Annotated in this window: 26 protein-coding genes; 5 read left to right on the top strand and 21 right to left on the bottom strand. The window is 68.8% G+C overall.

The window, feature by feature from the left end; genetic code table 11:
* Nucleotides 1-7 precede the first annotated feature (7 nt).
* The 14 genes from panC to dacB form a co-directional block, all read right to left on the bottom strand.
* Nucleotides 8-940, bottom strand: a complete 933-nt coding sequence (gene panC / locus AC4D14_RS12850; RefSeq protein ID WP_490902877.1) for a pantoate--beta-alanine ligase — start codon at nucleotides 938-940, stop codon at nucleotides 8-10.
* Nucleotides 937-1,899: a Rossmann-like and DUF2520 domain-containing protein gene (locus AC4D14_RS12855; RefSeq protein WP_490902879.1), complete on the bottom strand. Its 963-nt coding sequence runs from the start codon at nucleotides 1,897-1,899 to the stop codon at nucleotides 937-939. Before AC4D14_RS12855 ends, panC begins: the two co-directional genes overlap by 4 nt.
* Nucleotides 1,886-3,634, bottom strand: a complete 1,749-nt coding sequence (locus AC4D14_RS12860) for a PH domain-containing protein (protein WP_490902881.1) — start codon at nucleotides 3,632-3,634, stop codon at nucleotides 1,886-1,888. Before AC4D14_RS12860 ends, AC4D14_RS12855 begins: the two co-directional genes overlap by 14 nt.
* Entirely contained in the window at nucleotides 3,631-4,146 is a 516-nt protein-coding gene (locus tag AC4D14_RS12865; protein WP_490902882.1) for a PH domain-containing protein, read from the bottom strand. The genes AC4D14_RS12860 and AC4D14_RS12865 overlap by 4 nt, the downstream gene beginning before the upstream one ends.
* Nucleotides 4,139-4,627, bottom strand: coding sequence for a DUF3180 domain-containing protein (locus AC4D14_RS12870; protein ID WP_490902884.1), 489 nt, complete (start codon nucleotides 4,625-4,627; stop codon nucleotides 4,139-4,141). The genes AC4D14_RS12865 and AC4D14_RS12870 overlap by 8 nt, the downstream gene beginning before the upstream one ends.
* Nucleotides 4,624-5,127 (bottom strand): 2-amino-4-hydroxy-6-hydroxymethyldihydropteridine diphosphokinase, encoded by a 504-nt coding sequence (folK, locus tag AC4D14_RS12875; RefSeq protein WP_490902886.1) that lies wholly within the window; start codon nucleotides 5,125-5,127, stop codon nucleotides 4,624-4,626. The genes AC4D14_RS12870 and folK overlap by 4 nt, the downstream gene beginning before the upstream one ends.
* Entirely contained in the window at nucleotides 5,124-5,510 is a 387-nt protein-coding gene (gene folB, locus AC4D14_RS12880) for a dihydroneopterin aldolase (protein ID WP_490902888.1), read from the bottom strand. Before folB ends, folK begins: the two co-directional genes overlap by 4 nt.
* A complete protein-coding gene (folP, locus tag AC4D14_RS12885) occupies nucleotides 5,498-6,403 on the bottom strand; it encodes a dihydropteroate synthase (RefSeq protein WP_490902890.1) in 906 nt (301 codons plus the stop codon). Before folP ends, folB begins: the two co-directional genes overlap by 13 nt.
* A 14-nt stretch (nucleotides 6,404-6,417) precedes the next feature.
* Nucleotides 6,418-7,035: a GTP cyclohydrolase I FolE gene (gene folE / locus AC4D14_RS12890; protein ID WP_490902892.1), complete on the bottom strand. Its 618-nt coding sequence runs from the start codon at nucleotides 7,033-7,035 to the stop codon at nucleotides 6,418-6,420.
* Nucleotides 7,036-7,072: 37 nt separating this feature from the next.
* Nucleotides 7,073-9,148: an ATP-dependent zinc metalloprotease FtsH gene (gene ftsH, locus AC4D14_RS12895; RefSeq protein WP_490902894.1), complete on the bottom strand. Its 2,076-nt coding sequence runs from the start codon at nucleotides 9,146-9,148 to the stop codon at nucleotides 7,073-7,075.
* A 179-nt stretch (nucleotides 9,149-9,327) separates the two neighbouring features.
* The gene (gene hpt, locus AC4D14_RS12900) at nucleotides 9,328-9,879 is read right to left on the bottom strand and encodes a hypoxanthine phosphoribosyltransferase (RefSeq protein WP_490902896.1); all 552 of its coding nucleotides are present in this window, start codon (nucleotides 9,877-9,879) and stop codon (nucleotides 9,328-9,330) included.
* A 3-nt stretch (nucleotides 9,880-9,882) separates the two neighbouring features.
* Complete coding sequence (gene tilS / locus AC4D14_RS12905; protein WP_490902898.1) at nucleotides 9,883-10,995, bottom strand: tRNA lysidine(34) synthetase TilS; 1,113 nt, start codon at nucleotides 10,993-10,995, stop codon at nucleotides 9,883-9,885.
* The gene (locus AC4D14_RS12910; protein ID WP_490902900.1) at nucleotides 10,988-12,118 is read right to left on the bottom strand and encodes a zinc-dependent metalloprotease; all 1,131 of its coding nucleotides are present in this window, start codon (nucleotides 12,116-12,118) and stop codon (nucleotides 10,988-10,990) included. The genes tilS and AC4D14_RS12910 overlap by 8 nt, the downstream gene beginning before the upstream one ends.
* A 60-nt stretch (nucleotides 12,119-12,178) precedes the next feature.
* Nucleotides 12,179-13,603, bottom strand: coding sequence for a D-alanyl-D-alanine carboxypeptidase/D-alanyl-D-alanine endopeptidase (dacB, locus tag AC4D14_RS12915; protein ID WP_490902902.1), 1,425 nt, complete (start codon nucleotides 13,601-13,603; stop codon nucleotides 12,179-12,181).
* A gap of 217 nt (nucleotides 13,604-13,820) precedes the next feature.
* On the opposite strand from dacB, the gene AC4D14_RS12920 reads away from it, so the two are divergent.
* Together AC4D14_RS12920 and AC4D14_RS12925 are read left to right on the top strand one after the other, a co-directional pair.
* Nucleotides 13,821-14,387, top strand: a complete 567-nt coding sequence (locus tag AC4D14_RS12920; RefSeq protein ID WP_490903311.1) for an inorganic diphosphatase — start codon at nucleotides 13,821-13,823, stop codon at nucleotides 14,385-14,387.
* A gap of 188 nt (nucleotides 14,388-14,575) precedes the next feature.
* Nucleotides 14,576-15,202 carry a hypothetical protein gene (locus tag AC4D14_RS12925; RefSeq protein WP_490903312.1) on the top strand — a complete coding sequence of 209 codons (627 nt, stop codon included), beginning with the start codon at nucleotides 14,576-14,578 and terminating at the stop codon, nucleotides 15,200-15,202.
* Nucleotides 15,203-15,273: 71 nt separating this feature from the next.
* Here AC4D14_RS12925 and AC4D14_RS12930 read toward each other — a convergent pair whose 3' ends face one another.
* Both AC4D14_RS12930 and serS read right to left on the bottom strand, forming a co-directional pair.
* The gene (locus tag AC4D14_RS12930) at nucleotides 15,274-16,107 is read right to left on the bottom strand and encodes an HAD family hydrolase (RefSeq protein ID WP_490902904.1); all 834 of its coding nucleotides are present in this window, start codon (nucleotides 16,105-16,107) and stop codon (nucleotides 15,274-15,276) included.
* Nucleotides 16,108-16,152: 45 nt separating this feature from the next.
* The gene (gene serS, locus AC4D14_RS12935; protein WP_490902906.1) at nucleotides 16,153-17,433 is read right to left on the bottom strand and encodes a serine--tRNA ligase; all 1,281 of its coding nucleotides are present in this window, start codon (nucleotides 17,431-17,433) and stop codon (nucleotides 16,153-16,155) included.
* 69 nt (nucleotides 17,434-17,502) lie between these two features.
* Here serS and AC4D14_RS12940 point away from each other — a divergent pair, with 69 nt between their 5' ends.
* Entirely contained in the window at nucleotides 17,503-18,615 is a 1,113-nt protein-coding gene (locus tag AC4D14_RS12940) for a diacylglycerol/lipid kinase family protein (protein WP_490902907.1), read from the top strand.
* Nucleotides 18,616-18,629: 14 nt separating this feature from the next.
* Here the strand turns inward: AC4D14_RS12940 and AC4D14_RS12945 are convergent, their stop codons facing one another.
* From AC4D14_RS12945 to AC4D14_RS12960, 4 genes are all read right to left on the bottom strand, one after another.
* Nucleotides 18,630-18,977 (bottom strand): hypothetical protein, encoded by a 348-nt coding sequence (locus tag AC4D14_RS12945; protein ID WP_490902908.1) that lies wholly within the window; start codon nucleotides 18,975-18,977, stop codon nucleotides 18,630-18,632.
* 83 nt (nucleotides 18,978-19,060) lie between these two features.
* Nucleotides 19,061-20,035, bottom strand: coding sequence for a DNA topoisomerase IB (locus tag AC4D14_RS12950; RefSeq protein ID WP_490902910.1), 975 nt, complete (start codon nucleotides 20,033-20,035; stop codon nucleotides 19,061-19,063).
* 47 nt (nucleotides 20,036-20,082) lie between these two features.
* Nucleotides 20,083-21,063, bottom strand: coding sequence for a prephenate dehydratase (gene pheA / locus AC4D14_RS12955; RefSeq protein WP_490902911.1), 981 nt, complete (start codon nucleotides 21,061-21,063; stop codon nucleotides 20,083-20,085).
* A 10-nt stretch (nucleotides 21,064-21,073) separates the two neighbouring features.
* Entirely contained in the window at nucleotides 21,074-21,400 is a 327-nt protein-coding gene (locus tag AC4D14_RS12960; RefSeq protein ID WP_490902912.1) for a rhodanese-like domain-containing protein, read from the bottom strand.
* A 217-nt stretch (nucleotides 21,401-21,617) separates the two neighbouring features.
* On the opposite strand from AC4D14_RS12960, the gene AC4D14_RS12965 reads away from it, so the two are divergent.
* Nucleotides 21,618-23,009 carry an amidase gene (locus AC4D14_RS12965; RefSeq protein ID WP_490902913.1) on the top strand — a complete coding sequence of 464 codons (1,392 nt, stop codon included), beginning with the start codon at nucleotides 21,618-21,620 and terminating at the stop codon, nucleotides 23,007-23,009.
* 16 nt (nucleotides 23,010-23,025) lie between these two features.
* Here AC4D14_RS12965 and AC4D14_RS12970 read toward each other — a convergent pair whose 3' ends face one another.
* Nucleotides 23,026-23,202, bottom strand: a complete 177-nt coding sequence (locus tag AC4D14_RS12970) for a hypothetical protein (RefSeq protein WP_490902914.1) — start codon at nucleotides 23,200-23,202, stop codon at nucleotides 23,026-23,028.
* A 135-nt stretch (nucleotides 23,203-23,337) separates the two neighbouring features.
* Between AC4D14_RS12970 and pgm the strand changes: the two genes are divergently transcribed.
* The gene (gene pgm / locus AC4D14_RS12975) at nucleotides 23,338-24,975 is read left to right on the top strand and encodes a phosphoglucomutase (alpha-D-glucose-1,6-bisphosphate-dependent) (RefSeq protein WP_490902915.1); all 1,638 of its coding nucleotides are present in this window, start codon (nucleotides 23,338-23,340) and stop codon (nucleotides 24,973-24,975) included.
* Nucleotide 24,976: the final 1 nt, after the last annotated feature.

The following is a 24,976-nucleotide window of genomic DNA, read 5'->3' on the forward strand; positions in this document are numbered from 1 at the left end:
GCCCGGTTCACGCTCCCTCGAGGAGCATGTTGTCGATGAGCCGCACCGGACCCACCCGGGCGGCGATCAGCGCCAGGGCGTTTCCGGCCAGGGGGGTGTGCCTGCAGTTGAACGCGAGCGGCTCGAGGGTTTCCGGATCGACAACCTCGAGGTACTCGAGGCTCACCCCGGGTTCACTGCCCACCATGGCGAGCACCGAGTCGAGGTCGAGGGGATCGCGCAGCCGCGCCCGTTCCGCGAGCAGCCCCAGCGCCCGTGGGAGCACGAGCGCGCTGGCGCGCTCGGCCGGTGAGAGGAACCTGTTGCGGCTTGACAGCGCAAGCCCGTCGGCGTCGCGGACGGTTGGTGCTCCGACAATCTCGACCGGGAAGTTGAGGTCCCGGACCATGCGGCGGATCAGGGCGAGCTGCTGCGCGTCCTTCTGCCCGAAATAGGCCCGGTAGTCGACGTCGGCGGCCGGAGCTCCAAGATGCAGGAGCTTTGCGACGACGGTCAGCATCCCGTCGAAGTGCCCGGGCCGGAACTCACCCTCGAGTTTCCCGCCAAGGGGTCCCGCGGAGAGCCGTACCTGTGGCTCTCCGCCCGGATAGACCTCCTCGGCGGCCGGGGCGAAAACGAGGTCGGCCCCGCTCTCCTCGAGGATCACCAGATCCTCGTTCAGGGTCCGCGGGTAGCGGTCAAGGTCCGTCTTCTCGCCGAACTGCAGCGGATTGACGAAGATGCTGACCAAAACCACGTCGTTGGCTGTCCTTGCCGCCTGGACCAGCCCGGCGTGCCCGGCATGCAGGGCGCCCATTGTCGGAACGAGAGCGAGTGAGCCGCGGCGCTGCTCCCCCGCGGCCGCGGCGTGGCTGCGCGCCTGAAGCAGCTCGCCGGTTGCGGCCCTCAGCTCGGCGGCCGTTGTGACGAGCCGCGGCGCATGAGCGGTTGTGGGTGTCATTCCTGTTCCTCGGTCGCGGTGGGGTCGAGTGCGGCAAGGACCGCCGAGCCCTGGGCGGGGCCCAGAAGCCCCCGGTCGAGCGCCCTCGCGGCGGTTGCCCGGGCCATGCCCTGGTACGCCAGGGCGATGTCGGGGGCGGCAAGTCCGGCTAGGGCCGAGCGGTGCGCAGCCACGGTTCCGGCGTCGCCGCGGGCCACCGGCCCGGTTAGTGCCCCCTCTCCCGAGGACAGGGCGTTCTCAAGGGATGCCTTCATCAGCGGGCCCAGCATGCGGTCCGGGCGCTGCACGCCGAGGTCGCCGAGGATCTGGGCGGCCTGGGATGCGAGGGTGACGAGGTGGTTCGAGGCGTGCGCGAGCGCCGCATGGTAGAGGACGCGGCTCTCCTCGTCGATGACCACGGGCTCGGCCCCCATCTCCACCACCAGCGCCTGGGCGATGGGCAGGACTGCTGCCGGTGCGGTGATCCCGAAGGAGCATTCGGGGAGCCTGCCCAGGTCCAGGCTGAGGCCGGTGAACGTCATCGCGGGGTGGATGGCCAGGGGGATCGCTCCGCTGCGCCGTGCCGGCTCAAGGACGGCGGTGCCGTGGCGCCCGGAGGTGTGGACAACGAGTTGCCCCGGCTGCCATGCGCCAAGAGCCGCAAGACCCTCGACGAGTCCGGGCAGGGCGTCGTCGGGCACGGCCAGGAGCACAAGCTCGGCGCGTTCGACGATCGTGGGTATTTCAAGCACCGGGACGCCGGGAAGCAGGGTGTCGGCCCGTTCGCGGCTCGCCTCGGACACTGCGGAGACGCCGACGACGGCGTGGCCGGCCGCGCGCAGTGCCGCACCGAGCACCGCACCGACCCGGCCCGCACCGATTACGCCGACGCCCAGCCTGCCGGGCCGGCGGGAGGAGCTGCGCGAGGCTTCGGGAACGGAGAAGGGCGGGGTGTCGGGAGACGGTTCAGGAGCGACCATGCGGTTCCATCCCTTCCGGGTGGTTGTCGGAGATTCCGGCAGCGCCGGTTGCTTTCAAGCCGGGTGCGGCGGCGCCGGGACCGGTCCGATCGGGTGCGGCGGCGCCGGGACCGGTCCGATCGGGTGCGGCGGCGCCGGGACCGGTCCGTTCGGGTGCGGCGGCGCCGGGACCGGTCCGTTCGGGTGCGGCGGCGGAAGAACCCGGTTCAGGCACCGGCGGCCCGGCGGGAGCCGGGTGCCCTGACTCCGGGCCCGGCTCTAGGCTTGGCTCCGGGATCGGCTCCGGGATGGGCTCCGGCGCGTTCCGGCGGCCGTGCTGGCGCCGGGCTTCGGCCGCCCGGCGGGCCTGGCCGTCGAATAGCTCAAGTGCCGTGTCGCGTGCCATGTGTTGGACCCGGGGAAGCACGGGTCCGGGGCTTGTCTGAACCTGCAGTTCGGCAAGGCGCAGCCGACGGTCAAGCGGGCCCTGGTGCAGGGAGAGGGATTGCGTGCGTTCGTGGAGAACGACTGCCAGGTGGCGCCAGAAGAACCCGGACCGGATCAGCAGCGCGGTGTCGGTGACGGCGAAGCCGCTCCGCCGCCAGGTGAAGGGCGCAATCCAGCGCGCGCGGCGCGGGGAGGTGGTGAAGCCCTGGCCCGGCCCTGAGGAGTCGAGGCCGGCGGTGAAAACGGCGATGGGGTCGTCGACACCGGGGTCGGGCAGGACGAGCGCAACGATGCGCAGCACTTCCTCGCGGGTTCCGACCGGAAGCAGGGTCGCTCTCGACTGGTCGCCCGAACCTGTTGCACCGTAGCCGGCGACGTTGGCGTTGACCTTGTACCAGCCCTTGAGCCGCCACAGCAGCGGTTGGGTGATGCCGACCGCCTGGACGCGTCCGGGCGGAACCGTCTGCGCCCGGGTGTCGAGCAGCCCGTAACGCAGGCGGATGCCGTCGGGAGAGGTCGCGGCCCGAAAGTTGTATCCGCCGTTGAGGCCGCTCCAGTAGGCTCCGGCCACGCCGAGCACCATGGGAATCAGGGTTGGCGCGGCGAACGGCGTGCGGAACACGACGGTGACCACTGCAACAACCGCTGCACCGACGAGCAGCAGCAGCGTCGTGCCCGACAGCAGCAGGGCGCCGATGACGCGCCCTCCGGGCACTGCGACAACCTCGTGCTCGGGGGCTTCGGGAGGTTCCGGGTGGTCGGCATCGACGGTGATCCCCGCGGCGCCCGCAAGGATGGCCGCCCGCAGCCGCTGGGCATCCGAGAGCCGGAGGAAGGCGAGCCGTACCGCCGATTCGCCGGCGTCGGCGACCTCGAACTTCAGTTCGGCGAGTCCGAAGATGCGTGCAAGGAAGGGCTGGACGACGTCGATGGCCTGCACGCGGTCAAGCCGCGCCTGCCGGTTTTGGCGGAACAGGACGCCAGAATTCACCCGGACGTACTGGTCGGTGACCTGGTAGCGGGTGAAGTACCAGGAGACGAGGAAGCCGAGGGCGATCAGCACCACGACGCCGAAGGCAAGGGCGACGGCGGCCGGAATGCCGATCTGGCCGGGAACCCCCGTCGGCCCGCCGGGGGCAAACAGGCCCTCGAACCAGTCCCTGCCGACGAAGTAGGCGATGGCCGCGAGCGCGATCCACCCGCGCACCAGGGGCGAAACGATATGCACCCGCTGCCAGGCGCCGTCGGACCCGTCGACTCCGCGAGCCGTGGCGGGATGCTCCCCGGCGGTGCGGTCCGGGGTGCTCACAGTCCCGCCAGTCTTGCTTCCCCGCGCGTGGAGAGCTGCTCCCGGAGCCGGGTGCCCTCGGCGGTGGGAAGGCCCGGAATTTCGGCGTTGGTGGCAGGGGAGGCTGTGTGGAGTTTCAGCGTGCAGATGCCGAACGCGCGCTCGAGCGGTCCCACGGCGACGTCGACGTACTGCATCCGCCCGTACGGGACGACGAGGGTGCGCTGGAAGAAGACACCGCTGCGGATCAGGAGGTCGTCGTCGCGCTCGGCGTAACCAAGGGCGCGCACCTGCCGGGGCAGGAGGATCCCGCGCACGGCGGCAATCAGGAGCACGAACGACGGCAGCGCCACGGCCAGGAACAGCGGGGGGAAGCCCTCCCACACGTTGGTGAGCCGAAGGAGAAGTGGAATGCCTGAGAGTACGAGGGTGATGAGAGTGCCGACAAGCCAACCCACAAGGCGGGCCGGAAGGTAGCGGGGCGAGACCCGTGACCACTGCAGGCCCTGCGGGTCGATCGGTTCGTTAGGCATATTCCCCCTCGCTTTTCCCTGGAGTTCCGGCGCCGCCTTCATCATCGGGCGGGAGCCGGCAGAACCCCTCGACAACGAGCCCGACAACGATCATCACGATTCCGCCGCCCATGAGGGCGAGCGTTCCCCAAAGCGGCCAGAGGGTGTCGCGCACCGCGAGCAGGGATATCTGGTCCACGAGGATCCCGGCATGCCAGCCCATGCTCAGCGAGCCGGCGTAGGCGGTCGCCTGGGCGAGGATGAGCGTGCGAGTGGCGAGGATCGGGTCGAGCTCCTTTTCCCGGTTGCCGTTGCGCCACCGCAGAACCCGCACCCCGAAGATCAGGGTGACCGCGATGATGACGCCGACGGTGAGCAGGGAACTCAGGTGCAGGGCCGGTGTCGGGTAGCCGTTGCTCCCTGCCCAGAGGTTGACGAACCAGCCGGCGAGGCCCGCGCTGAGGCCGATGACAGCCAGCCAGCGGAAGCTGATGCTTTTCACGGCGTCCCGGCTTCCTCGAAGAGCCGGACGCCGGCGCGGTCGGCTGCGGCGTCGGCGAGCCGGGCAACGGGTTCACCGTTGAGCGTCGCGCCGGGGTCCATCAGCGCCCAGGGCCGCAGGACAAAGGCCCGCTGGGCGGCGCGCGGGTGCGGGACGGTGAGCCTTTCGTCGTCGGAGGTCCAGTCGCCGAAGGTGACGATGTCGACGTCGAGTGTGCGCGGGCCCCAGCGCACCGAGCGCGTCCTGTGGTGTTTTTGCTCAACCGCCTGGCAGTGCTCGAGCAGTTCGTAGGGTCCGAGGTCGGTTTCAACCTCGAGCACCTGGTTGAGGTAGTCCGGCTGCTCCGGGCCGCCGACGGCCTTGGTGATGACAACCGGGGAGGCCCTGAGCAGGCGGACCCGCGGGGACCGGGCCAGGTCGTCGGCCGCGCGCGCCAAGGTGGTGCCGCTCTCGCCGAGGTTGCTGCCGAGAGCCAGGACCGCCCGTACGGGGTTGTTCACGCCGCGCTCCTGCGGATGCTCACGGCGACGTCGGTGAACGCCACGGGGATGGGCGCCTGCGGCTTGTGCACGGTGACGTCGACGGCGTCGGCTGGGTAGGTGGCGAGGAGGTCGGCGGCGATCTTCTCCGCGAGGGCCTCGATGAGCTGGAACGGCTCGCCGGTGATGCTCTCAACGACCCGCTGCGCCAGCTCGCCATAGTGGGCGGTCTTCGCGAGGTCGTCGCTCTGCCCTGCCGGACGCAGGTCCAGGTGCAGCACCACGTCGACGACGAACGGCTGGCCGTCGCGGCGTTCGGCCTCGAAGACTCCGTGGTAGCCGACGGCGGTGATGCCGGTTACGGTGACCGTGTCCCGGCGGGCCGCGGGTGCTACTTCGCCCATGCTGCCGCGACCTTCACGGCGTCGATGGTTGGACCGACGTCGTGGGCCCGGATGCCCCAGGCCCCCTTCGCGGCGGCGAGGGACGCCACGGCCAGCGATGCCGCGTCGCGCTCGGCGGGGGCGGCGGTCCGTCCTCCGGAGCTGAGCAGTGTTCCGAGGAAACGCTTCCGGGAGGCCGCGACAAGCACCCGGTGGCCGAGCCCGGTGAAGCGGTCAAGGGAGCGGAGCAGCTCCCAGTTGTGCTCGGCGGTCTTGGCGAACCCCAGCCCGGGGTCCACGATGATGGAACCGGGCTCGACTCCGGCCTCGACGAAACGGTCCCGCATGGTGAGCAGTTCGGCGATGACCTCCTCGACGACGTTCGAGTAGTTGGCCAGGGAGTCCATTGTGGCCGCAGTTCCCCGGCGGTGGGTCAGCACGTAGGGCACTTTGCGTTCGGCGACAAGGGCCGGCATCGCGGGGTTGAACCCGTCACCCGAGATGTCGTTGATGATCGCCGCGCCGGCGTCGAGGGCCTGGGCCGCGGTTTCGGGGTGCATCGTGTCAATGCTGACCAGGGCGCCGGCCGCGGCCAGCGTCTTGACGACGGGCAGCACGCGCGCGAGTTCCTGGTCGAGTGGCACGCGCGAGGCGTTGGGGCGGGTGGATTCCCCGCCCACGTCGATGATGTCGGCGCCTGCGTAGTGCATGCGGAGCCCGTGCGCGATCGCGTCGTCGGTTGTCGCGTATTTCCCGCCGTCGCTGAAGGAATCGGGGGTGACGTTGAGGATGCCCATCACCACGGCACGCCCCGTGGGGAGGTCGTTGACGGTCTTGGGCGTGCGAACCCGGCGCAGCACCGGCAGCGGCGATGTCGCGGGCCCGGTCCCGGGGGCGGCGGCGAGAGAATCCATTCGCTTACGGTTTCCTATCTTCCAAGTATCAGGCTCATGGCCTCGGCGCGGGTGGCCGTTTCGCGGATCTGTCCGCGCACCGCCGACGTCACCGTCTTGGCTCCGGGTTTGCGGACCCCGCGCATCGACATGCACATGTGTTCGCATTCGATAACCACGATTGCGCCCTTAGGTTTCAGATGCGTCATCATAGCGTCAACAATCTGGGTGGTCAGCCGCTCCTGGACCTGCGGCCTGCGGGCGTACACCTCGACGAGGCGGGCAAGTTTGCTCAACCCCGTCACACGCCCGTCGTCGGAGGGGATGTACCCGACATGCGCCGAGCCGTGGAACGGCACAAGGTGGTGCTCGCACGTTGAGTAGAAGGGGATGTCCTTCACCAGCACGAGCTCCTGGTGGTTGAGGTCGAACGAGGTGGAGAGCACCTCCCCGGCGTCCTGGCGGAGCCCGGCGAACATCTCCGTGTAGGCCTTGGCGACCCTCCGCGGCGTCTCGACGAGGCCCTCGCGGTCAGGGTCCTCGCCGATTGCCTCGAGGATTTCGCGCACCGCGCGTTCAATGCGCGGCTGGTCAACCGTCGTCTCAGCGGCGGCCAGGGCAGCGTCAAGTACTTCGTTGTCGAACTGGGTCACAGCTTGAATCCTATCGCGGCCGGAAAAGCCAGCGGCCTCACGGCTGCTGGTTTCCGCTTCTACCCTTGCCGTCGGGTGATGCGCCGTTCGACTCGGGAGAAGGCAGCTCCGAAGCGTGGACGTCGAAGTCGTTCGGAATGTCCGCTTCCGCGATCTGGTCCTGGGGCGGAACCGTTTCGGGGGCCGGCTGGCCGTTCCGTGCCGCTTCGGCGCGTTCCTTGGCCGAGACGACCGGAGGCAGCGCGTGCACGGGGCGGGAGTCCTTCGACAGCCACACCTGCCGCAGCCCGCGCTTGCGCACGTCGGCGAACACTTCGGCGATCTCGGCCTGGTTCAGGGTTTCCCGCTCGAGCAGCTCAAGCGCGAGCCGGTCGAGGACGTCGCGGTTCTCGGTGAGGATCTCGTACGCCTCGTCGTGCGCGTTGTCGATCAGCCTGCGAACCTCCTCGTCGACAACCAGGGCGATCTGGTCCGAGTAGTCGCGGTCGCTGCCCATGTCGCGGCCGAGGAAGGGCTCTCCTGCGCCCTGGCCAAGCTTCACGGCGCCGATGCGCTCGCTCATGCCGTACTGGGTGACCATCTTGCGGGCGGTTCCGGTGGCCTTCTCGATGTCGTTCGAGGCACCCGTCGACGGGTCGTGGAACACGATCTCCTCGGCGACCCGGCCGCCCATGGCGTAGGCGAGCTGGTCGAGGAGTTCGTTGCGGGTCACCGAGTATTTGTCGTCCATCGGCAGCACCATCGTGTAACCGAGGGCGCGCCCGCGCGGCAGGATCGTGACCTTGGTGACCGGGTCGGTGTTGCGCAGCGCCGCGGCAACGAGGGCGTGCCCGCCCTCGTGGTAGGCGGTGATCTTCCGCTCGAGTTCCTTCATGACGCGGCTGCGCTTCTGCGGGCCGGCGATCACGCGGTCGATCGCTTCGTCGAGGGCGCGGTCGTCGATGAGCTGGGCGTTGGAGCGTGCCGTGAGCAGTGCCGCCTCGTTCAGGACGTTGGCGAGGTCGGCGCCGGTGAAGCCCGGCGTTTTCTTCGCCACGGAACGGAGGTCGACGTTCTGGGCCATCGGCTTGCCCTTGGCGTGGACGTTGAGGATGTGTTCGCGTCCGCGCATGTCCGGAGCCTCAACCCCGATCTGCCGGTCGAACCGGCCCGGGCGCAGCAGGGCGGGGTCGAGGACGTCGGGGCGGTTGGTCGCCGCGATCAGGATGACGTTGGTCGTGGAGTCGAAGCCGTCCATTTCAACGAGCAGCTGGTTGAGGGTCTGTTCGCGTTCGTCGTTGCCGCCGCCGACGCCGGCTCCGCGGTGGCGGCCGACGGCGTCGATTTCGTCGACGAAGATGATGGCGGGCGCGTTGTTCTTCGCCTGCTCGAACAGGTCGCGGACGCGGGAGGCGCCGACGCCGACGAACATTTCGACGAAGTCGGAGCCGGAGATCGAGTAGAAGGGCACCCCGGCCTCACCTGCCACGGCGCGGGCCAGGAGGGTCTTGCCGGTGCCCGGCGGGCCGTAGAGCAGCACGCCCTTGGGGATCTTGGCGCCGAGGGCCTGGAACTTCGCGGGCTCCTGCAGGAATTCCTTGATCTCGAGGAGTTCCTCGACGGCTTCGTCGGCTCCGGCAACGTCGGAGAAGGTGACCTGCGGCATGTCCTTGGAGATCAGCTTCGCCTTGGACTTGCCGAACTGCATCACCTTGGAGCCGCCGCCCTGCATCCGGCTGAGCAGGAACCAGAAGATCGCGCCGAGGATCAGGATGGGGAAGATCAGGCTGAAGATGCTCAGGAACCAGTTGCTCTCGACGGGCTGGTCGGTGAAGCCTTCAACGTCGGAGGAGTTGACAGCATCGACAACGTCTTCGGCGCGGGCGGTGCTGAAGAAGAACTGGACGCTGCGGCCCATGTCCTCGTAATCCTCGCGGAGGGTCAGGTCGACGCGCTGCTCGCCGTCGTGGATTTTCGCCTGCTCCACCTTGTTGTCCTGCAGCAGCTGCAGGCCGACGTTGGTGTCCACCCTGCCGCCGCTGGTGTTGAACAGGGTGGGGAGGATAATCAGGAGCCCGGCCACGGCCAGGACAATCCAGAAGACCGGACCCTTGAAGATGTTCTTATATTTCATTCGTCTCAGGGCTGCAAGCCCTGTCCCTCCTGCTGAAGCAAGCCATGATAAAAGCGCGTTCCGCTTGCGGTTTCCTCGAAATCACTCCAAGGTATACACGCTCACAGCAACACCACGCGCGGTTTTGGCGGAAAGTTCCCTGTCGGCGTACACCCCCGGGAGGGCGGAGTGGGCCGGAACTACTCGTAGACGTGCGGGGCGAGCGTGCCGATGAAGTCGAGGTTGCGGTACTTCTCGGCGAAATCGAGCCCGTAGCCGACAACGAATTCGTTGGGGATGTTGAATCCCACGTACTTCACGTCGATGTCGACCTTCGCGGCGTCGGGCTTGCGCAGCAGGGTGCAGATTTCGACCGACGCCGGCCCGCGGGACACGAGGTTGGCCTTGAGCCAGGAGAGGGTCAGGCCCGAGTCGATGATGTCCTCGGCGATGAGCACGTGCTTGCCCATGAGATCCGTCTCAAGGTCCTTGAGGATGCGGACGACACCCGAGGACTGGGTTCCCGAGCCGTAGGAGGAAACTGCCATCCAGTCCATGGTGATGTGGGAGTGGAGCGAGCGCGCCAGGTCGGCCATCACCATGACGGCGCCCTTGAGCACGCCCACGAGGAGGATCTCGCGCCCCTGGTAGTCGGCGTCGATTTCGGCGGCAAGCTCCTGGACCCGCTGCTGAATCTGCTCTTTCGTGAAAAGAACGTGCTTGAGGTCTGCCTGGACGTCGCTTGAATCCACCGGTTACTCCTGAGTTGAACGGCCCGGCGGCTCCGCGCCGGAACGGTTGTTTCTTAGGATAAGACTGCCATAGCCTGCGTCCCCGTGAAGAACCGATTTGCCCCGCACCTGGCGGTAGGCGGAGAGATTTCCGCCGAGCTGCACCGGGCCCGCCGAGCCGCGGCGTGCGAGCAGGGACTCGACGGCAATCAGCCGCTCGAAGCTGGGCTGGAAGCCGCCGAGGTCGACCGCTGCAAGGGCCAGCACGCGCTGGCGCAGTGAGGCCGGAAGGTCGCGGAGGCCGGCCTCGGAAAGCAGGATCTGCCCCTCCCGCTCGACCCGGAGCCGTGCGTAGGCTTCGGCGCTGAGCTGGTCGAGGTACTCCGCGTCCTGCGCGAGGATCTGGGAGGTGCGGTGGAGCGCCGGGGCGACTCCCGGCCCGAGCTGGTCCTCGAGGCAGGGAAGCACGACGCCGCGCACCCGGGAGCGGGCGAAGGACGGATCGGAGTTCGCCGGGTCGTGCCACGGGTCGAGCCCGTAGAAGGCGCAGATCTCCTCGGTGTCCGAGCGGCGCAGGTCGAGGATCGGCCTGCGGTAGGCGCCCCTCCGCCGCGGCATTCCGGCGAGGGAGCGCGTGCCGGAGCCGCGTGCCAGGCCAAGGAGAACCTGTTCGGCCTGGTCATCGAGTGTGTGGCCGAGCAGGACGGCGGCGGCACCGGCGTCGTGGGCGGCCGCGTCGAGCGCCGCATAGCGCGCGGTCCGCGCCGCGGCCTCCGGCCCCACCCCCTCGGTACGCACTTCGACCTCCCGGATCTCCACGGGATTCAGCCCCAGCGCCGTGAGCTGTTCGGCCGCCCGCCGCGCGACGGCGCGGCTGCCCTCCTGCAGCGCGTGGTCGACGATCACGGCGCCGACCCTGCAGCGCCCGGTCGAGGCGAAATGCGCGGTGACGGCGGCGAGGGCGAGTGAGTCGGGGCCGCCGCTGCAGGCCACCAGCACCAGCGGCAGGTCCTGTCCTGCCGGGGGCGGCCCGCCGGCCCGGCCCTGCCCGGCCGGCAGGAGCACATCGGCGAGCGAGCGCTCAACCAGGTTCCGGGCGGTGCCGACAACGGGGTTCAGCCGGGGGCGCCTACCCATGCCGGCTGATGCTCATCCTGTCGATCCATTCATCGGGGGCGTGGATTTCGCGCTCGGTGGGAAGGTTCCGCTCGGCCTCCCACACCAGGTTGAAGCCATCCATCCCGGTCTGGTCGACAACGCGCCGCACGAACTTGGAGCCGTCGCTGTACTGGCGCATCTTGGCGTCGAGGCCGAGGACCTGGCGGATGAGCTTCTCGAGCGGCCCCCGGGACTTCCCGCGGGCGTTGAAGCGGCGGCGGATGGTCTTCACCGTCGGCACGATGCTCGAGTCGACCCCGTCCATGACCACGTTGGCGTGGCCTTCGAGCAGGCTCATCACGGCGGTGAGGTGGGACAGCCGCGCCTTGTCTTCGGGGTCCTGCAGGATCGAGAGGATCCCGACGTCGCGCCCTGGCCCTTCCTCCTGCTCGCCGCCGCGGGTGGTGAGGGTCTTCACGGCGTTGCCGAGGCGTTCGGCGAGGGTGTCGGCCTTGCCCATCAGGCCCGAGGTCAGTTCTGAGATCGACCCGGTCATGTGGTCCTTAAGCCACGGGGCCGCGGCGAACTGGACGCGGTGGGTCTGCTCGTGGAGGCACACCCACAACCGGAAGTCGGAGGGGTCGACGTTTAGTTCGCGCTCAACGGAAATGATGTTCGGGGCAACGAGGAGCAGCCGCCCGCCGGTTCCGTTGCGTGAGGGGACGAAGGGGTCGTACTGCCCGAGGACCTTGCTCGAGAGGAAGGCGAGGATGGTGCCGAGCTGGGCCCCCGTGATGGTCCCGCCGAGGCTCATCGACGCCGTCTTGAAGAGCTCGGGTTTCGTCTCAGCGAGGTGGTCGAGGGCCGGTTCCATGAGCGTCCTGAAGCTCTGCGCGTTCGCCTTGGCCCAGGAGGCGCGGTCGACGATCAGCAGTTCGGAGTCGTGAAGGTCCCGGGCCGCCTCGAGGCGTGAGATCGAATGGACGTGGCTCACCGAGGCGTCGGCCAGTTCCCTGAGGTTCCCGACTGCCACTGCGATTTCCCGGGGGGTCATGACCGGCCCGGGTGGGGTGAGCCTCGCGGCGGTGCCGGCGGCCAGCTCCCAGTTCACCAGCTGGCGGGGTGGTCGGTTGGACTGGACGGTCGGCTCGTTGCTCTCCATGTCCTTATTCGACCACATCCCCCGGCCCGCCGCTTCCCCGCCGCTGTCCTGACGGTCCTCTCACCTGCAGCCGCAGGCGGCAAGCACCGACGCGGCGTCGTCGGCGGCCGTGCGCGCTTCGTCCAGATGCCCGTCGAGCCCGGAGGCGATCAGGGAGAACACCAGCAGGCGCCCGTCCCGTGTCACCACCTGCCCGCTGAGTGCCGAGACAGCGCTCAGCGTCCCGGTTTTCGCACGAACGATCCCGGCTCCGGTCTCAGCGCCGCCAGTGAAGCGCTCCTCGAGGGTTCCGGAGAGCGAAGCGATGGGCAGGGCGCCAAGCAGCCCGGCAAGGGCCGGGTCGTCGCTCACCGCCAGGGCGCGCAGCAGGGCCGTCAGCTGGCCGGCGGATACCGCGTTGCGCACGGAGAGCCCTGCGGCGTCGCCGAGCTGCATGCCGTCGGCGGGCACCCCGAGCGCCGCCGCTGCTGCTGCCATTGTGTCGGTCGCTCCGCCGAAGGAGGCGGGACTGCCGGCCGCTTCGGCGGCGACCCGTGCCAGTGCTTCGGCCAGGTAGTTGTCGGAGGCGACGAGCATGTGTTCGACCTGTGCGGCGATGGTTGCAGACTCCACCGAGGCAAGGACCTCGGCTGTCGCCGGGGCGGCGCCGCGGTCAACGCCGGCCCGGACCTCGACCCCGCGCTCGGCGGCCGCTGCAACAAGGGCCCGGGAGAAGGAACCGGCAGCGGCGAGCGCGGCGTCGGAGTGGCGCGGACCGGAGTCTGCTCCCTCGTCGAGCCAGGCGGAGTTGACCGCCAGCGGGTAGATGGGCGCGACTTCCCCCGCTTCGACGTCGCCTGCGGCCCACGTGGGGTTCAGTGCCTCCCCCTGGAAGAAGGTGTCATCGAGGAACAATGCGTACGGCCCAGACTCCGGGTCGAGCGCCTCCGCTGTCTCGGCGGCGAGGGTGGCCAGGCCCGCGCGCCCCACAACGGCGTTCGGCTTTGATTCCCCGGCGCCCAGGAGGACGTCCCCGCCGCCGCGCAGGTAGAGCACGCCGCCATCGGGATGGACGGAGACCGAGGTCTTCAGCCGCGCCTCGGGGCGCAGGTGGGTCAGCGCCGCGGCGGCGGTGAACAGCTTGATGTTCGACGCCGGGGGCACGGGCTCCGCGCCGGCGCGCTTGTACAGCACCTCTCCCGTCCGCGCGTCGAGCACGACGCCGGTGAAGGCACCGTGCTGCAGGCCAAGCTCGGCGTCGAGCAGCGGTCCGAGAACGTCGGAGGCCGGCGCAGGGGCAGTGTCCGAGAGTTCGGACACCACCGCGGGCTCGGACAACGAGGCGGGCGGGCGCTGCACGGCGGGGACCGGCGGGGGCGTTGGGGGACCGGGCCGGCTCAGGGTTTCAAGGACGGGCGGGCCGACATGGAGGGCCAGCGGAAAGGCGAGCGCCGCCAGCGCGCAGGCCAGCAGCAGCGCGCCCAGCGCGCGGGTCGAGCGCTTCATGGCTGTCCTTCCGGGCGGGTCGGGCGGCGGCGCGATCGGCCGGCGGGTGAGGTGCAGGGCAGGAAATGCCGGGAAGCCGCGCCCGACCGATATGTTTAACGCGAAGGGTTAAACAGTAGACCGGCGCGTCCGCGGACTGCTGTTCCAAGCGCTGTGTCCCATCTGCTGTTTTCCGATCTGCCCAGAACCGACCTGCCGTTACCGAGGAGTTGCCATGATGAAGCTCGACGTCACAATCGAGATCCCCAAGGGGTCCCGTGTCAAGTACGAGATCGACCACGACACCCACCGCCTCCGCCTTGACCGCGTCCTCTTCACGGCGATGCAGTACCCGACCCATTACGGTTACTTCGAAAACACCCTGGGCGAGGACGGCGACCCGCTGGACGCCCTCGTGATGCTTCAGGACTTCGACCTGGTTCCGGGCGTGCTTGTCGAGTCCCGTCCGATCGGCGTCTTCAACATGACCGACGACGCCGGCGGAGACGCCAAGGTGCTGTGCGTTCCGGTGGACCCCCGGTTCGATTCGATCAAGGAGCTCTCCGACGTGTCGGATTTCCTCCTCGAGGAGATCAAGCACTTCTTCACCCGGTACAAGGACCTTGAGCCGGGCAAGTGGGTCGAAGCGGCTGAATGGGCCGGCCGCGAGGAAGCCGAAGCCGAGGTTGAAGCCTCGCTGGCCCGCTTCAAGGCACTCGGCGAGCGCAGCGAGGAGGACGAGCCCCAGGGCCGCCAGGTCGACACCGAAGCCGACAACGCAACCGCGGTTCCCGAAGGCCGCTAGCCCGGAACAGGGATGGGCGGCGCGCGTGCGGCCCATCCCTGCCGCCCATCCCTGCCGCCCACCCCTGCCGCTGGCCCCTGCCGCTGGCCCCTGGTGCGGTCCCGCCGTTCTCCCGCGCTGCCGCCGTCCACGCCAGATCAACGCAAAAGGGTTGATTACGGCAGGTGGTGACCCATACTGAAGCAATGTTGTACGTGCTCACCATCAACCAGCGGGACTCGCGTGAAGTGGGCGACCAGGTCCCCGAGCTGCTCAGGGCATTCCGTCACCTGCCGGCGGTCGTACCGTTCCAGCGGTCGGTTGCGGACGAGGTCCAGGGCGTCGTCGACTCCGCGCAGACTGCCGTTGAGGCCGCCCTCCGGGCCATCCGCTACCGCCGCTGGCACGTGGGCATCGGCGTCGGCGGCGTCCTCCCCCCGGTGCCGGAGCGGATCGTCGACGCCGAGGGGTACGGGCTTGTCTATGCGCGCCGCGCCGTGAACCGCGCCCAAAAGACCGGCGAACGCATCCCCCTTGCCGTTGAGGGCCCGGACTCGGACATCGCCGCGGAGGCCGAAGCGGTCCTGCGGCTGCTCGGGCATATCGTCTACACCCGCACCGAGGCCGAATGGAACGTCCTCGACCTCCTGACCCCGGGCGCACGCGGACAGCAGAAACTCATCGCGCAGGAATTGAGCATCAGCACGCAGGCGGTGAGCAAGGCCGTCGTGCGCTCCCATTGGATCGAGGAGCACGCAACCCGCCCTGCCGCGGCGCGGCTGCTCGACCTCGCCCACGGGCCCGCGGCGCTTCCCGCGGCTTCGCTCGCCTACTGAGGACCGGGCCCCTGCGGCGCCGTTCCGGCGTCGGGTTTGATGTCCTGCTCGGTGTCCTGCTAGATGTCCTCCTAGACCAGCGAGCGAAGCACCTTGGCGGCGCCGTCGTCGTAGACGGTGCCGGTGACCTCGGACGCTGCGGACTTGACTTCATCGGGCGCCTGGCCCATTGCGACTCCGCGGGCCGCCCACTGGAGCATCTCGATGTCGTTGCGCCCGTCGCCCACCGCGACGGTCAGTGCGGGGTCGGCCCCGAGCCGGCGCCGCAGCAGTTCAAGGGCGCTTGCCTTCGTCACGCCCGCGGCGGCGATGTCCAGCCACGCGGTCCAGCCCACGGAGTAGGTGACGCCGTGGAGCCCGATCGCCTCGACAGCGTTGCCGAATTCCTCGGCGGTGCTGTCTGTGCTGAAGACAACGACGCGCACGGCGTTCGCCGCAAGCATCTGGTCGAAATCGACGTTCTGCGCTTCGGCGCCGAAGCTGGCGTCCTGGAAGCTCTCCGTGGCGAGGAAGCGGCCCTGGTCGTCCTCCAGCGCGTACTTGGCCGAGGGAAGGCGTTCGCGCAATGCGGTGAGGGCGGGCCGGGGGTCGAAGGTGACCTTGTCGACGACCTCGAACCCCTGTGGGAGGTCCGGATCGACGCACAGGGTGACCCCGCCGTTCGAGCAGACCGCGTAACCGCGGGTCAGTCCGATCTCACGGAGCACCGGCAGTGCGGCGCCGAGAGATCGGCCGGTTGAGATGATGATGTCGTGGCCCGCGTCGATGACCGCCTGTGCGGCGGAGCGGACCTCTTCGGTCATGAACCCGTCATGATCGACCAGGGTGCCGTCGACGTCGAGCGCCACCATGTGCTTTTTACGGTTCTGAGGCTGGTCATCGATGCCAGCCAATGAAATATTCATCCCATTAGTGAACCAGATGAGCCCCGTTGGCCGATATAAGCAGTGTCACAGTACCGGCAGGACTTCCAGTCCGCTAAGATACGGGCGAAGTGCCTCCGGGACCCGCACGGAGCCGTCGGGATTCTGGTGGTGCTCGAGGATCGCGACGATCCACCGGGTTGTGGCGAGAGTGCCGTTGAGCGTCGCAACCGCGCGCGTTCCCTTTGCCCCTTCGCCGCTCTGGCGTTCGCGGATGTTGAGCCGCCGGGCCTGGAAAGTGGTGCAGTTCGAGGTTGAGGTCAGTTCCCGGTAGGCCCCCTGGGTGGGAATCCAGGCTTCGCAGTCGAACTTCCGGGCCGCCGACATGCCAAGGTCTCCGGCGGCCGTGTCGATCACCCGGTAGGGAAGTTCAACCTTCGCCAGCATCTCCTCTTCCCATGCGAGAAGCCGCTGGTGCTCCGCGTAGGACTCCTCGATCGTCGTGTAGGTGAACATCTCCACCTTGTTGAACTGGTGGACCCTGATGATTCCGCGGGTGTCCTTGCCGTGGGATCCGGCCTCGCGCCGGTAGCAGGATGACCATCCGGCGTAGCGCAATGGGCCGTCGCTGAGGTCAAGGATTTCATCGGAGTGGTATCCGGCCAGTGCCACCTCCGACGTGCCCACGAGGTAGAGGTCGTCTTCGGCCAGCCGGTAGATTTCTGCGTCGTGGGCGATATCGAAGCCCGTGCCCTGCATCGTCTCCGGACGGACGAGGGTGGGGGTGATCATGGGGACGAAGCCGGCCTGGATTGCCTGGTCCATCGCCATCTGCAGCAGGGCAAGCTCGAGCCGGGCGCCGACGCCCTTGAGGAAGTAGAACCGCGAGCCGGAGACCTTCGCGCCGCGCTCCATGTCGATGGCGCCGATCAGCTCGCCGATCTCAAGGTGGTCCCGCGGTTCGAATCCTTCTGCGGTGAAGTCGCGCGGGACGCCGACGGTCCGCAGGACCTCGAAGTCCTCCTCGCCGCCTGCGGGCACACCGTCCTCGATGAGGTTCGGCAGCCGGCGCACGAGCGCTTCCTGTTCGGCCTTGGCCTCCTCGGCCCAGGCCGCGGCTTTCTTCACCTGCCCCGCAAGGTCCTTGACTTCGGCGAGCAGCGCCTGCTTTTCCTCGCCCTTGGCCCCGGCCACCTTCTTGCCGAAGGCATTCTGGTCGGCCCTGAGCGTCTCGTAGCGGGTCACCGCTTCCCTGCGCGCCGTGTCGGCGGAAATGATCGCCTCGATCAGGCCCTCGTCGGCACCGCGGGCGCGCTGTGAGGTGCGGAACTTGTCAGGGAAGGTGCGGAGCTCGTTTACATCGATCACCTCCCCAGAGTACCAACGGCGTGAAACGCCGGGACGCCGCCGCGGCGTGCGCGGTACTCTGGGGAAACTATGCGCCCTAAACTGCTTGCCCTAGCCGCCGCGGGCTCGGCTGCTGCGGCCTCGGCGCAGAGCTGGTGGGCTGTGCGGCGGCTGAGTTACCAGCGCTCCCCCGCGGCCTCGGTCCACCCGCTGATTCCCCTGCCCGAGGGACCCCAAAAGGTGGCCCTCATCCTCAACCCGGTCAAGCTTGGCGCCGCCGCGACGCGGGCCCTGGTGGAGCAGGCGTGCGCGGACGCCGGGTGGGATCCGCCGCTGGTCCTTGAGACGACGGTCGACGACCCCGGAACCGGACAGGCGGCGCTTGCCGTCGAGGCGGGGGCCGACGTCGTGATCGCCGCCGGCGGCGACGGCACGGTGCGTGCCGTTGCCCAGGCCCTCGCCCACGGCGGTGCGGCGCTTGCGCTGCTTCCGATCGGCACGGGCAACCTCCTGGTCCGGAACCTTGGCCTTCCCTACAACGACATCGCAGGCTGCCTTGAGGCAGCCCTTCACGGCAGCCAGCGCAGGATCGACATGGCCACCGTGCAGCTGCGCAACGACCGCACGGGCTTCACCTCAACCTTCCCGTTCCTCGTGATGGGCGGGGTGGGCCTTGATGCCGCGGTTGTCGCAGCAACCCGGGACGACCTCAAGGAGAAACTGGGCTGGCTCGCCTACAGCGAGGCCGGAGTCCGGCTCCTGCCCGGGCGCCGCCAGCGCGTTACGATCAGCCTCGACGGCGGCGCTCCGCAGAGCCGGAAGGTGCGCAGCGTGGTGTTCGCCAATTGCGGGAAACTGCCCGCGGGGATTGATTTCATCCCCGATTCGGTCATCGATGACGGGTATCTCGACGTTGTCGTCATGAGCCCGCGCAGCCTGCTGGGATGGCTGTGGGTTGCCGGGAAGATCGTCTTCCGGCACCGGGGGGCGATTCCCGTCATAAAGTACTACCGCGCCCGGGAAGTGACGGTGTGGACCGCGGAGCCGACCGGCACCCAGCTCGACGGCGACCTTTCGGGAGCCGTGACCTCGGTGACGGCGCGCGTTGACCCCGGAGCGCTGGTCGTGCGCGTTCCCGCCGGCCCGCCGGAGCCGGCCCTTGCCCGGGCGGCTGCGCCCGGAGCGGACCGGCCGGCCGGCTGACCGGCCGGCGTCCGCTACGTCCGGTCGCGGTCGGTGTATTCGCCTTCGCCTTCGGGTGCGTCGAGGAACTGCTTGTCCTTGTCGGGGTACTCGCCTTCCTCTTCGGGCTTCTGAGCACCCGTGTAGCCGCCTTCGTTCCCGGCGGGCGCCGCACTGGTGAAGCTGCCCTCGGTGGCGCCGTCCTCAACCTCTGCGGCCTGGGCGCCGTGACGCTCGGCCTGCTGGTTGATCAGCCGCTGCTCCTCGGCGAACCGCAGGTCATTGCCCTGGTCCCCGATGTCACCGCGCCGGTTCGGGTCCGAGTTGGGGCCGTCTTCCTTGCTCGGATTCACGATGTGCCCTTCGCTAGCGCTGTCAGTCATCATGCTGCCTCTCGTTGAAGGTCGGGCGTCCGCCGGACGCCCGTTGTAAGCGTACTTACGAATGCGGCGCGGAGAAAGCCCGGTTAGTCCTGCAGCATCTCGCGGACCGCCCGTTCCGAGGTCGAATAGCCCCCAACGGGGATGACCTCCCCGCTCATGAACCGGTCGACGAGCCGCGGATCGACGTAGGAACTGCGCGCGACGGCGGGCGTGTTGCCAAGATGGTCGGCGACAGCCCGCATCGTTTCGGCGACCGCCTTCTGCCGGGCGGTCCGGCTGGTCGCCTTGAGGTCCCGCCGGGCGAGCTCCATCGCCGCGACAACCGTTGCCTGCCAGGTACGGAAGTCCTTGGCGGTGAAGCCTCCGCCGGTGACCTGGCGGAGGAACTCGTTGAGTTGGGAGCCGTCAACGCGGTGCCACTTCTCGTCGGCCGTCCGGTAGGCGAGCACCGTGTCCGCCTCCTCCCGGCGCATCATCGGACGCAGCGCCGCGGCGAGATCGGCGTCTTCGAGCGTCGTGTCCCATTGCTGGCCGCTCTTGCCCGGAAAGCGGAAGGTGATGACCTGACCGTCGATCGAGACATGGTCAACGCGCAGCGTCGTGACCCCGAAGGAGCCGTTGGCTTCGGCGTACTGTGCCGAGCCGATCCTCAGGGCGCCGGCGTCGACGATCCGCAGGGCCGCGGCGAAGGCGCGTTCCCTCGTGGTTCCGTTGCTGCGCAGGTGCTGGGTGATAACGCGCCGGGCGCTGGGAAGGCGCGCCCCGAAGTCGAGGGCGCGGTCGAACTTCTCGCGGTCCTTCTTTTCGCGCCACGCGGGGTGGTAGATGTACTGGCGACGCCCGGCGTCGTCGGTGCCCATCGCCTGGACGTGGCCGTTGGCGTAGGGGGCGATCCACACGTCTTTCCAGGCGGGCGGGATGGCAAGGTCCCGGATCCGCTGCAGTTCGTCCCGGTCCTGCAGCAGCGATCCGTCGGGGCTGCGGTAGCTGAACCCCTTGCCGTGGCGGCGCCGGGTGATTCCGGGCCGGTTGGAATTGCTGCGGCGCAGTCGAACCATAGCGGCCACCCATCTGCGAAGAAGGAAACTACCCGATAATGGTAAGCTTACTTTGTTTTGTGCCGGTCCAGTCCGGAAAGGATGGCGTCCACCCAACCGTCTGCGGCGACGAACGCCGCATCCGAGGTGCGCGGCGCGACGGTGTGGGGGCGCCGGTCGGCCCGCGCGTAGGAGCCAAGGAAGCGCAGGTTCGGGCTGATGCGGTGCAGCCCCTTCAAAGCGTCGGCAACCCGCGCATCAGCGACATGGCCGTCGGCGTCGATGCTGAAGAAGTAGTCGCCAAGGAACTGCCCGGTGGGGCGCGACTCGATGCGGCTGAGGTTGACCCCCCGCGCGGCGAACTGGTCGAGGATCTCCATCAGCGCCCCCGGGTGGTCCTCCGGGAGGGGAATCACGAGGGAGGTCTTGTCGGCACCGGTCGGGGGAGGAAGCACGGTCGGCCGGCTGACCAGGATGAAGCGGGTCACCGCATCGGCGGTGTCACCAATGTCCTCCGCGAGGATTTCAAGTCCGAGGCGCCGCGCCAGCAGGGGGGAGCAGATCGCAGCATCGTAGTCGCCGGTGCCGGATCGCAGGCCGAGGGCCGCGGCCGCCGTCGACGACGCAGGAACATATTCGGCTTGTGGAATGTTTTGGTCGGCCCAGCCCCTGCACTGAGCCCAGGCGTGCCCGTGCGTTGCGATCCGCGTGATCCCGGCCAGTCCGGTTCCGGGGGACGCGGCAAGCACGAAGGTGATCGGCACGAGCTCCTCGCGGACGATCCGCAGCGGCTCGCCAACGGCTATGGCGTCGAGGGTAGCGGTCACCCCGCCCTCCACGGAGTTCTCGATGGGGACCATTGCCGCCTCGACCCGGCCGGAGCGCACCAGTTCCAAGGCAGCGCCTACGGTCGACGCGGGAACCCGCTCACTGCCCTCTGCGCCGGGCACCTGGAGGAGGGCCGCCTCGGTGAAGGTACCTTCCGGGCCGAGATAGGCATAGGAGGAAAACCCGAAATCCGCCCCGCCGGGTACGGTCTCGGGGATCACAGGCCGGTCCTCACAGAACCGTTGGCTCCTTGCCGCTTTCAGCGACCATCGGTTTCCCCGCTTCGAACCAGGCACCCATGCCGCCGGTGACATTCACTGCCGAATACCCGTTTGCGACAAGCCAGGAAGCCGCCCGGTGCGACCGCCCCCCGGATCGGCAGATCACCGAAATGTCCTCGTCCGGATCCAGCTCGTCAAGGCGCTCCGGAAGCCGATCCAGGGGGATGTGAATGGCGCCGTCGACGTGGCCTGCCTCCCACTCATAGTCCTCGCGCACATCGAGGATCCTTGCGTCCGCGGAGAGGGACTCCACGGACACGTTTTCTACTTCGCTCACCTGTTGCTCCTATTCCTCGCCTGCTCCAATGGCCTGACTTCCTCGCCTGCTCCAATGGCCTGACCGCACCAACCGCCCGCACCGCGGGAGGCTCCTGGCTTCGAAGGCGGCCCTCCCAGCCTATAGTGGGAGCGGACCGCGCCCAAGGCGCACCGGCCTCCCACCGCTGCTCCTCCAGACCGTGGGGTTCTTCGCCGCGGAAAGGAAGGGAGCAGAGATGAGCGAACTGCACGAGCTCTCCGCGCTCTCCCTCCGCAGGGCTCTGGCCGCGGGCGAGGTCGGGGCGCGCGAGTTGACCGAACATTACCTCCGGCGCATAGACGAGCTGAACCCCGCCCTTGGCTCATTTGTCACCGTCACCCACGACCTGGCGCTGGCCGAGGCGGATGCCGCGGACAGACGCCGCTCCGCAGGGGAACACCTGCCCTCGCTGCACGGCCTCCCCCTTGCCCACAAGGACCTGACCGACGTCGCCGGTGTTCCAACCACCTCCGGAACGGCCGCCCTCGATGCGGTTACCGCCGCGGCCGATTCCCCACTCGCCGCAGTCCTGCGCCGTGAAGGCGCGATCAGCCTCGGAAAGACGCAGGTTCCGGAATTCGGCCTGAGCTCCCACAGCGAGAACCTCATCGCCACCCCTTCACGCAACCCGCTGGATCCGGCACTGAGCCCGGGGGGATCCTCGGGCGGCAGCGCTGCGGCGGTTGCCGCGGGGATGATTCCTTTTGCTCCGGGCACCGATGGAGGCGGCTCGGTGAGGATCCCCGCCTCCGCCACGGGACTTGTGGGGTTGAAGCCCAACCGCGGCCGGGTCCCGTCGGGGTCGGGGCAGGCTGATCTGGGCCAGTTCGTTGTCGCGGGGCCGCTCGCCCGCAGCGCCGCCGATGCGGCGCTGCTCCTCGATGCGCTGGTCAATGAGCCGAACCACCGCCCCCTGAGCGCCGCCCCGCCCGCCGAGGGAACCTTCCTGGATGCGGCGCTGCGTGCCGAGGGCAGGTTCCGGATCGGGGTCAGCACGCTTTCCCCCTTTGCCAGCGCCTTCGCGATCAGCCTCGACCACCCCGCCACCACAGCGCTTGAGGCGGGCATCGCCGCCCTGGGGCGGGCGGGGCACGACGTCGTCGAAGCCCCGCTCACGTACGACCCCCGCTACCACGAGGCGTTCCAGACGGTGTGGACCGCTTCCCTTGCCAACGTCCCGATCCCCGCGGGGCGCGAGGCCCTGCTCACTCCGCTTGCCCGAACGATGCGCGCCCGGGCACTGGCCCGCGGCGCGGGCGAACTGGCTGCCGCCATCGACGTCCTGCGCCAGTTCGAAACCGAAACCATCCGCCAGTACGCCGGGTACGACATGATCCTGACCCCTGCGCTGGGGCTGACGCCGCGCCCGATCGGCTGGTACACGGGCGCCGACGCCGACACCGACTACGAGCGGCAGTGCCAGTACTCACCGTTCACGTCGATGGTCAACGTGTGCGGGCTTCCGGCCCTGACGGCTCCGACGCTGCGCACCCCGGAGGGCCTGTCAATGGGAATCCAGCTCATCGGCAGGCCAAGCGCCGAGGCGCAGCTGCTCGCGGTCGCCGCGCAGCTCGAAGCGGTCCTTTAGCGAAAGCGGGTGCGCCCTACCGGTCGTCCTTGCCGTCGGCTGAGCCCCCGTCGAAGCCCGGGGCCACCTCGGCCTCGGGGTCCGGACCGCCGTACCCCGCGTCGACCTCGTCCGTGTTGCCTGCGGCTTCGGCTCCCTTTTCGTCGGGGTCCATGTTCGCCTCGCCTGCGTTTTCGCTGCCGCTGTCCGTCATGATTCTTCCTCTCTCGAAGGGGACGACCCGGCCGGGTGGTCTTTTTCAGCATACTTACGATGCGCCTGCCGCGCCGGTTAGAGGCGCATTGGAACTTCGGCTGTATTTGCGGCAGTTCTTTGGCATGCTGTTCCCATGGCTAACCGAGCGGGCACCGTTGCCCTACCCAGCGACCTTGTAGACGTCACAGCCCTCCTCGACGCGTATTTCGACGTGGTCCCCGACCTCTCGGACCCGGTGCAGCGTGTTGCCTTTGGCACCTCCGGGCACCGCGGGTCATCACTCAAGGCCTCGTTCAATGAGGGCCACATCGCCGCGATCACGCAGGCGATCGTCGAATACCGGTCGGGGCAGGGAATCACCGGGCCGCTGTTCATGGGCAAGGACACCCACGCGCTCTCGGAGCCGGCACAGAACACCGCGCTCGAAGTGCTCGCGGCGAACAACGTGACGGTGCGCATCGACGCCCGGGGCGCCTTCACGCCCACACCGGCCGTATCGCACGCCATCCTGGCCTACAACAACGCCGGCAACCCCGACCAGGCCGACGGCATCGTGATCACGCCCTCGCACAACCCCCCGGCGGACGGCGGCTTCAAGTACAACCCTCCCCACGGTGGACCGGCCGGATCCGAGGCGACGAACTGGATTGCCGCCCGGGCCAACGAGCTGCTCGAGGGCGGGCTGAGCGGGGTGCGCCGCACCCCCTTGGCGCAGGCGCAGCAGGCCGACGGCATCGGAAGCTATGACTTCCTCCAGAGCTACGTCGAGGACCTTCCCAGCGTTCTCAACCTCGACGCCATCAGGGCCTCCGGCCTTTCAATCGGCGCCGACCCCATGGGCGGCGCCTCAGTCGACTACTGGGGGGCGATCGCTGAAAGCCACAACCTGAACCTGACGGTGGTCAACCCCACGGTCGATCCGCAGTTCGCGTTCATGACGCTCGACTGGGACGAGAAGATCCGGATGGACTGCTCCTCTCCGGCCGCGATGGCGTCCCTGATTGCCCGGGCCGCCGAATTCGGGATCGCCACCGGCAACGACGCCGACGCCGACCGGCACGGTATCGTCACCCCCGACGGCGGGCTGATGAATCCCAACCACTACCTCGCCGTGGCGATCGACTACCTGTACCGCAACCGGCCCTCCTGGCGGCCCGACGCCGTCATCGGCAAGACCCTTGTCTCCTCGTCGATCATCGACCGCGTCGCCGCCGATCTGGGCCGGGTGCTCGTCGAAGTCCCCGTGGGCTTCAAGTGGTTCGTCCCCGGCCTGCTTTCCGGTGAGGTGGCCTTCGGCGGGGAGGAATCGGCAGGGGCTTCCTTCCTGCGCCAGGACGGTTCACCATGGAGCACCGACAAGGACGGCATCCTGCTCGCCCTGCTTGCCTCGGAGATCACCGCCGTCACGGGCAAAACCCCGTCGCAGCACTATGCAGGCCTCACCGAGCGCTTCGGCGCCCCGGTCTACGCCCGGATCGACGCGGCGGCGACGCGGGAGCAGAAGGCTGCCCTCGGGAAGCTGTCACCTTCCGATGTCACGGCCACGACCCTCGCCGGTGAGGAAATCACGGCACGGCTCACCGAGGCCCCCGGCAACGGTGCCCCGGTGGGTGGGCTGAAGGTGACAACGGAAAACGCGTGGTTCGCCGCCCGTCCCTCGGGGACCGAGGATGTCTACAAGATCTACGCCGAATCCTTCAAGGGGGAAGACCACCTCAAGCAGGTCCAGGCCGAGGCGAAGGCACTTGTGGACGGCGTCATCGGCGCCTGAT

Source organism: Arthrobacter sp. TJ-254 (assembly GCF_058269175.1).

What these genes read in the sequence shown, in the direction of transcription:
- panC (WP_490902877.1), bottom strand. Translation starts at nt 940, where the DNA reads ATGACACCCACAACCGCTCATGCGCCGCGGCTCGTCACAACGGCCGCC.
- AC4D14_RS12855 (WP_490902879.1), bottom strand. Translation starts at nt 1,899, where the DNA reads ATGGTCGCTCCTGAACCGTCTCCCGACACCCCGCCCTTCTCCGTTCCC.
- AC4D14_RS12865 (WP_490902882.1), bottom strand. Translation starts at nt 4,146, where the DNA reads ATGCCTAACGAACCGATCGACCCGCAGGGCCTGCAGTGGTCACGGGTC.
- folB (WP_490902888.1), bottom strand. Translation starts at nt 5,510, where the DNA reads ATGGGCGAAGTAGCACCCGCGGCCCGCCGGGACACGGTCACCGTAACC.
- folP (WP_490902890.1), bottom strand. Translation starts at nt 6,403, where the DNA reads ATGGATTCTCTCGCCGCCGCCCCCGGGACCGGGCCCGCGACATCGCCG.
- ftsH (WP_490902894.1), bottom strand. Translation starts at nt 9,148, where the DNA reads ATGAAATATAAGAACATCTTCAAGGGTCCGGTCTTCTGGATTGTCCTG.
- tilS (WP_490902898.1), bottom strand. Translation starts at nt 10,995, where the DNA reads ATGGGTAGGCGCCCCCGGCTGAACCCCGTTGTCGGCACCGCCCGGAAC.
- AC4D14_RS12910 (WP_490902900.1), bottom strand. Translation starts at nt 12,118, where the DNA reads ATGGAGAGCAACGAGCCGACCGTCCAGTCCAACCGACCACCCCGCCAG.
- dacB (WP_490902902.1), bottom strand. Translation starts at nt 13,603, where the DNA reads ATGAAGCGCTCGACCCGCGCGCTGGGCGCGCTGCTGCTGGCCTGCGCG.
- AC4D14_RS12920 (WP_490903311.1), top strand. Translation starts at nt 13,821, where the DNA reads ATGAAGCTCGACGTCACAATCGAGATCCCCAAGGGGTCCCGTGTCAAG.
- AC4D14_RS12930 (WP_490902904.1), bottom strand. Translation starts at nt 16,107, where the DNA reads ATGAATATTTCATTGGCTGGCATCGATGACCAGCCTCAGAACCGTAAA.
- AC4D14_RS12940 (WP_490902907.1), top strand. Translation starts at nt 17,503, where the DNA reads ATGCGCCCTAAACTGCTTGCCCTAGCCGCCGCGGGCTCGGCTGCTGCG.
- AC4D14_RS12945 (WP_490902908.1), bottom strand. Translation starts at nt 18,977, where the DNA reads ATGACTGACAGCGCTAGCGAAGGGCACATCGTGAATCCGAGCAAGGAA.
- AC4D14_RS12950 (WP_490902910.1), bottom strand. Translation starts at nt 20,035, where the DNA reads ATGGTTCGACTGCGCCGCAGCAATTCCAACCGGCCCGGAATCACCCGG.
- AC4D14_RS12965 (WP_490902913.1), top strand. Translation starts at nt 21,618, where the DNA reads ATGAGCGAACTGCACGAGCTCTCCGCGCTCTCCCTCCGCAGGGCTCTG.
- AC4D14_RS12970 (WP_490902914.1), bottom strand. Translation starts at nt 23,202, where the DNA reads ATGACGGACAGCGGCAGCGAAAACGCAGGCGAGGCGAACATGGACCCC.
- pgm (WP_490902915.1), top strand. Translation starts at nt 23,338, where the DNA reads ATGGCTAACCGAGCGGGCACCGTTGCCCTACCCAGCGACCTTGTAGAC.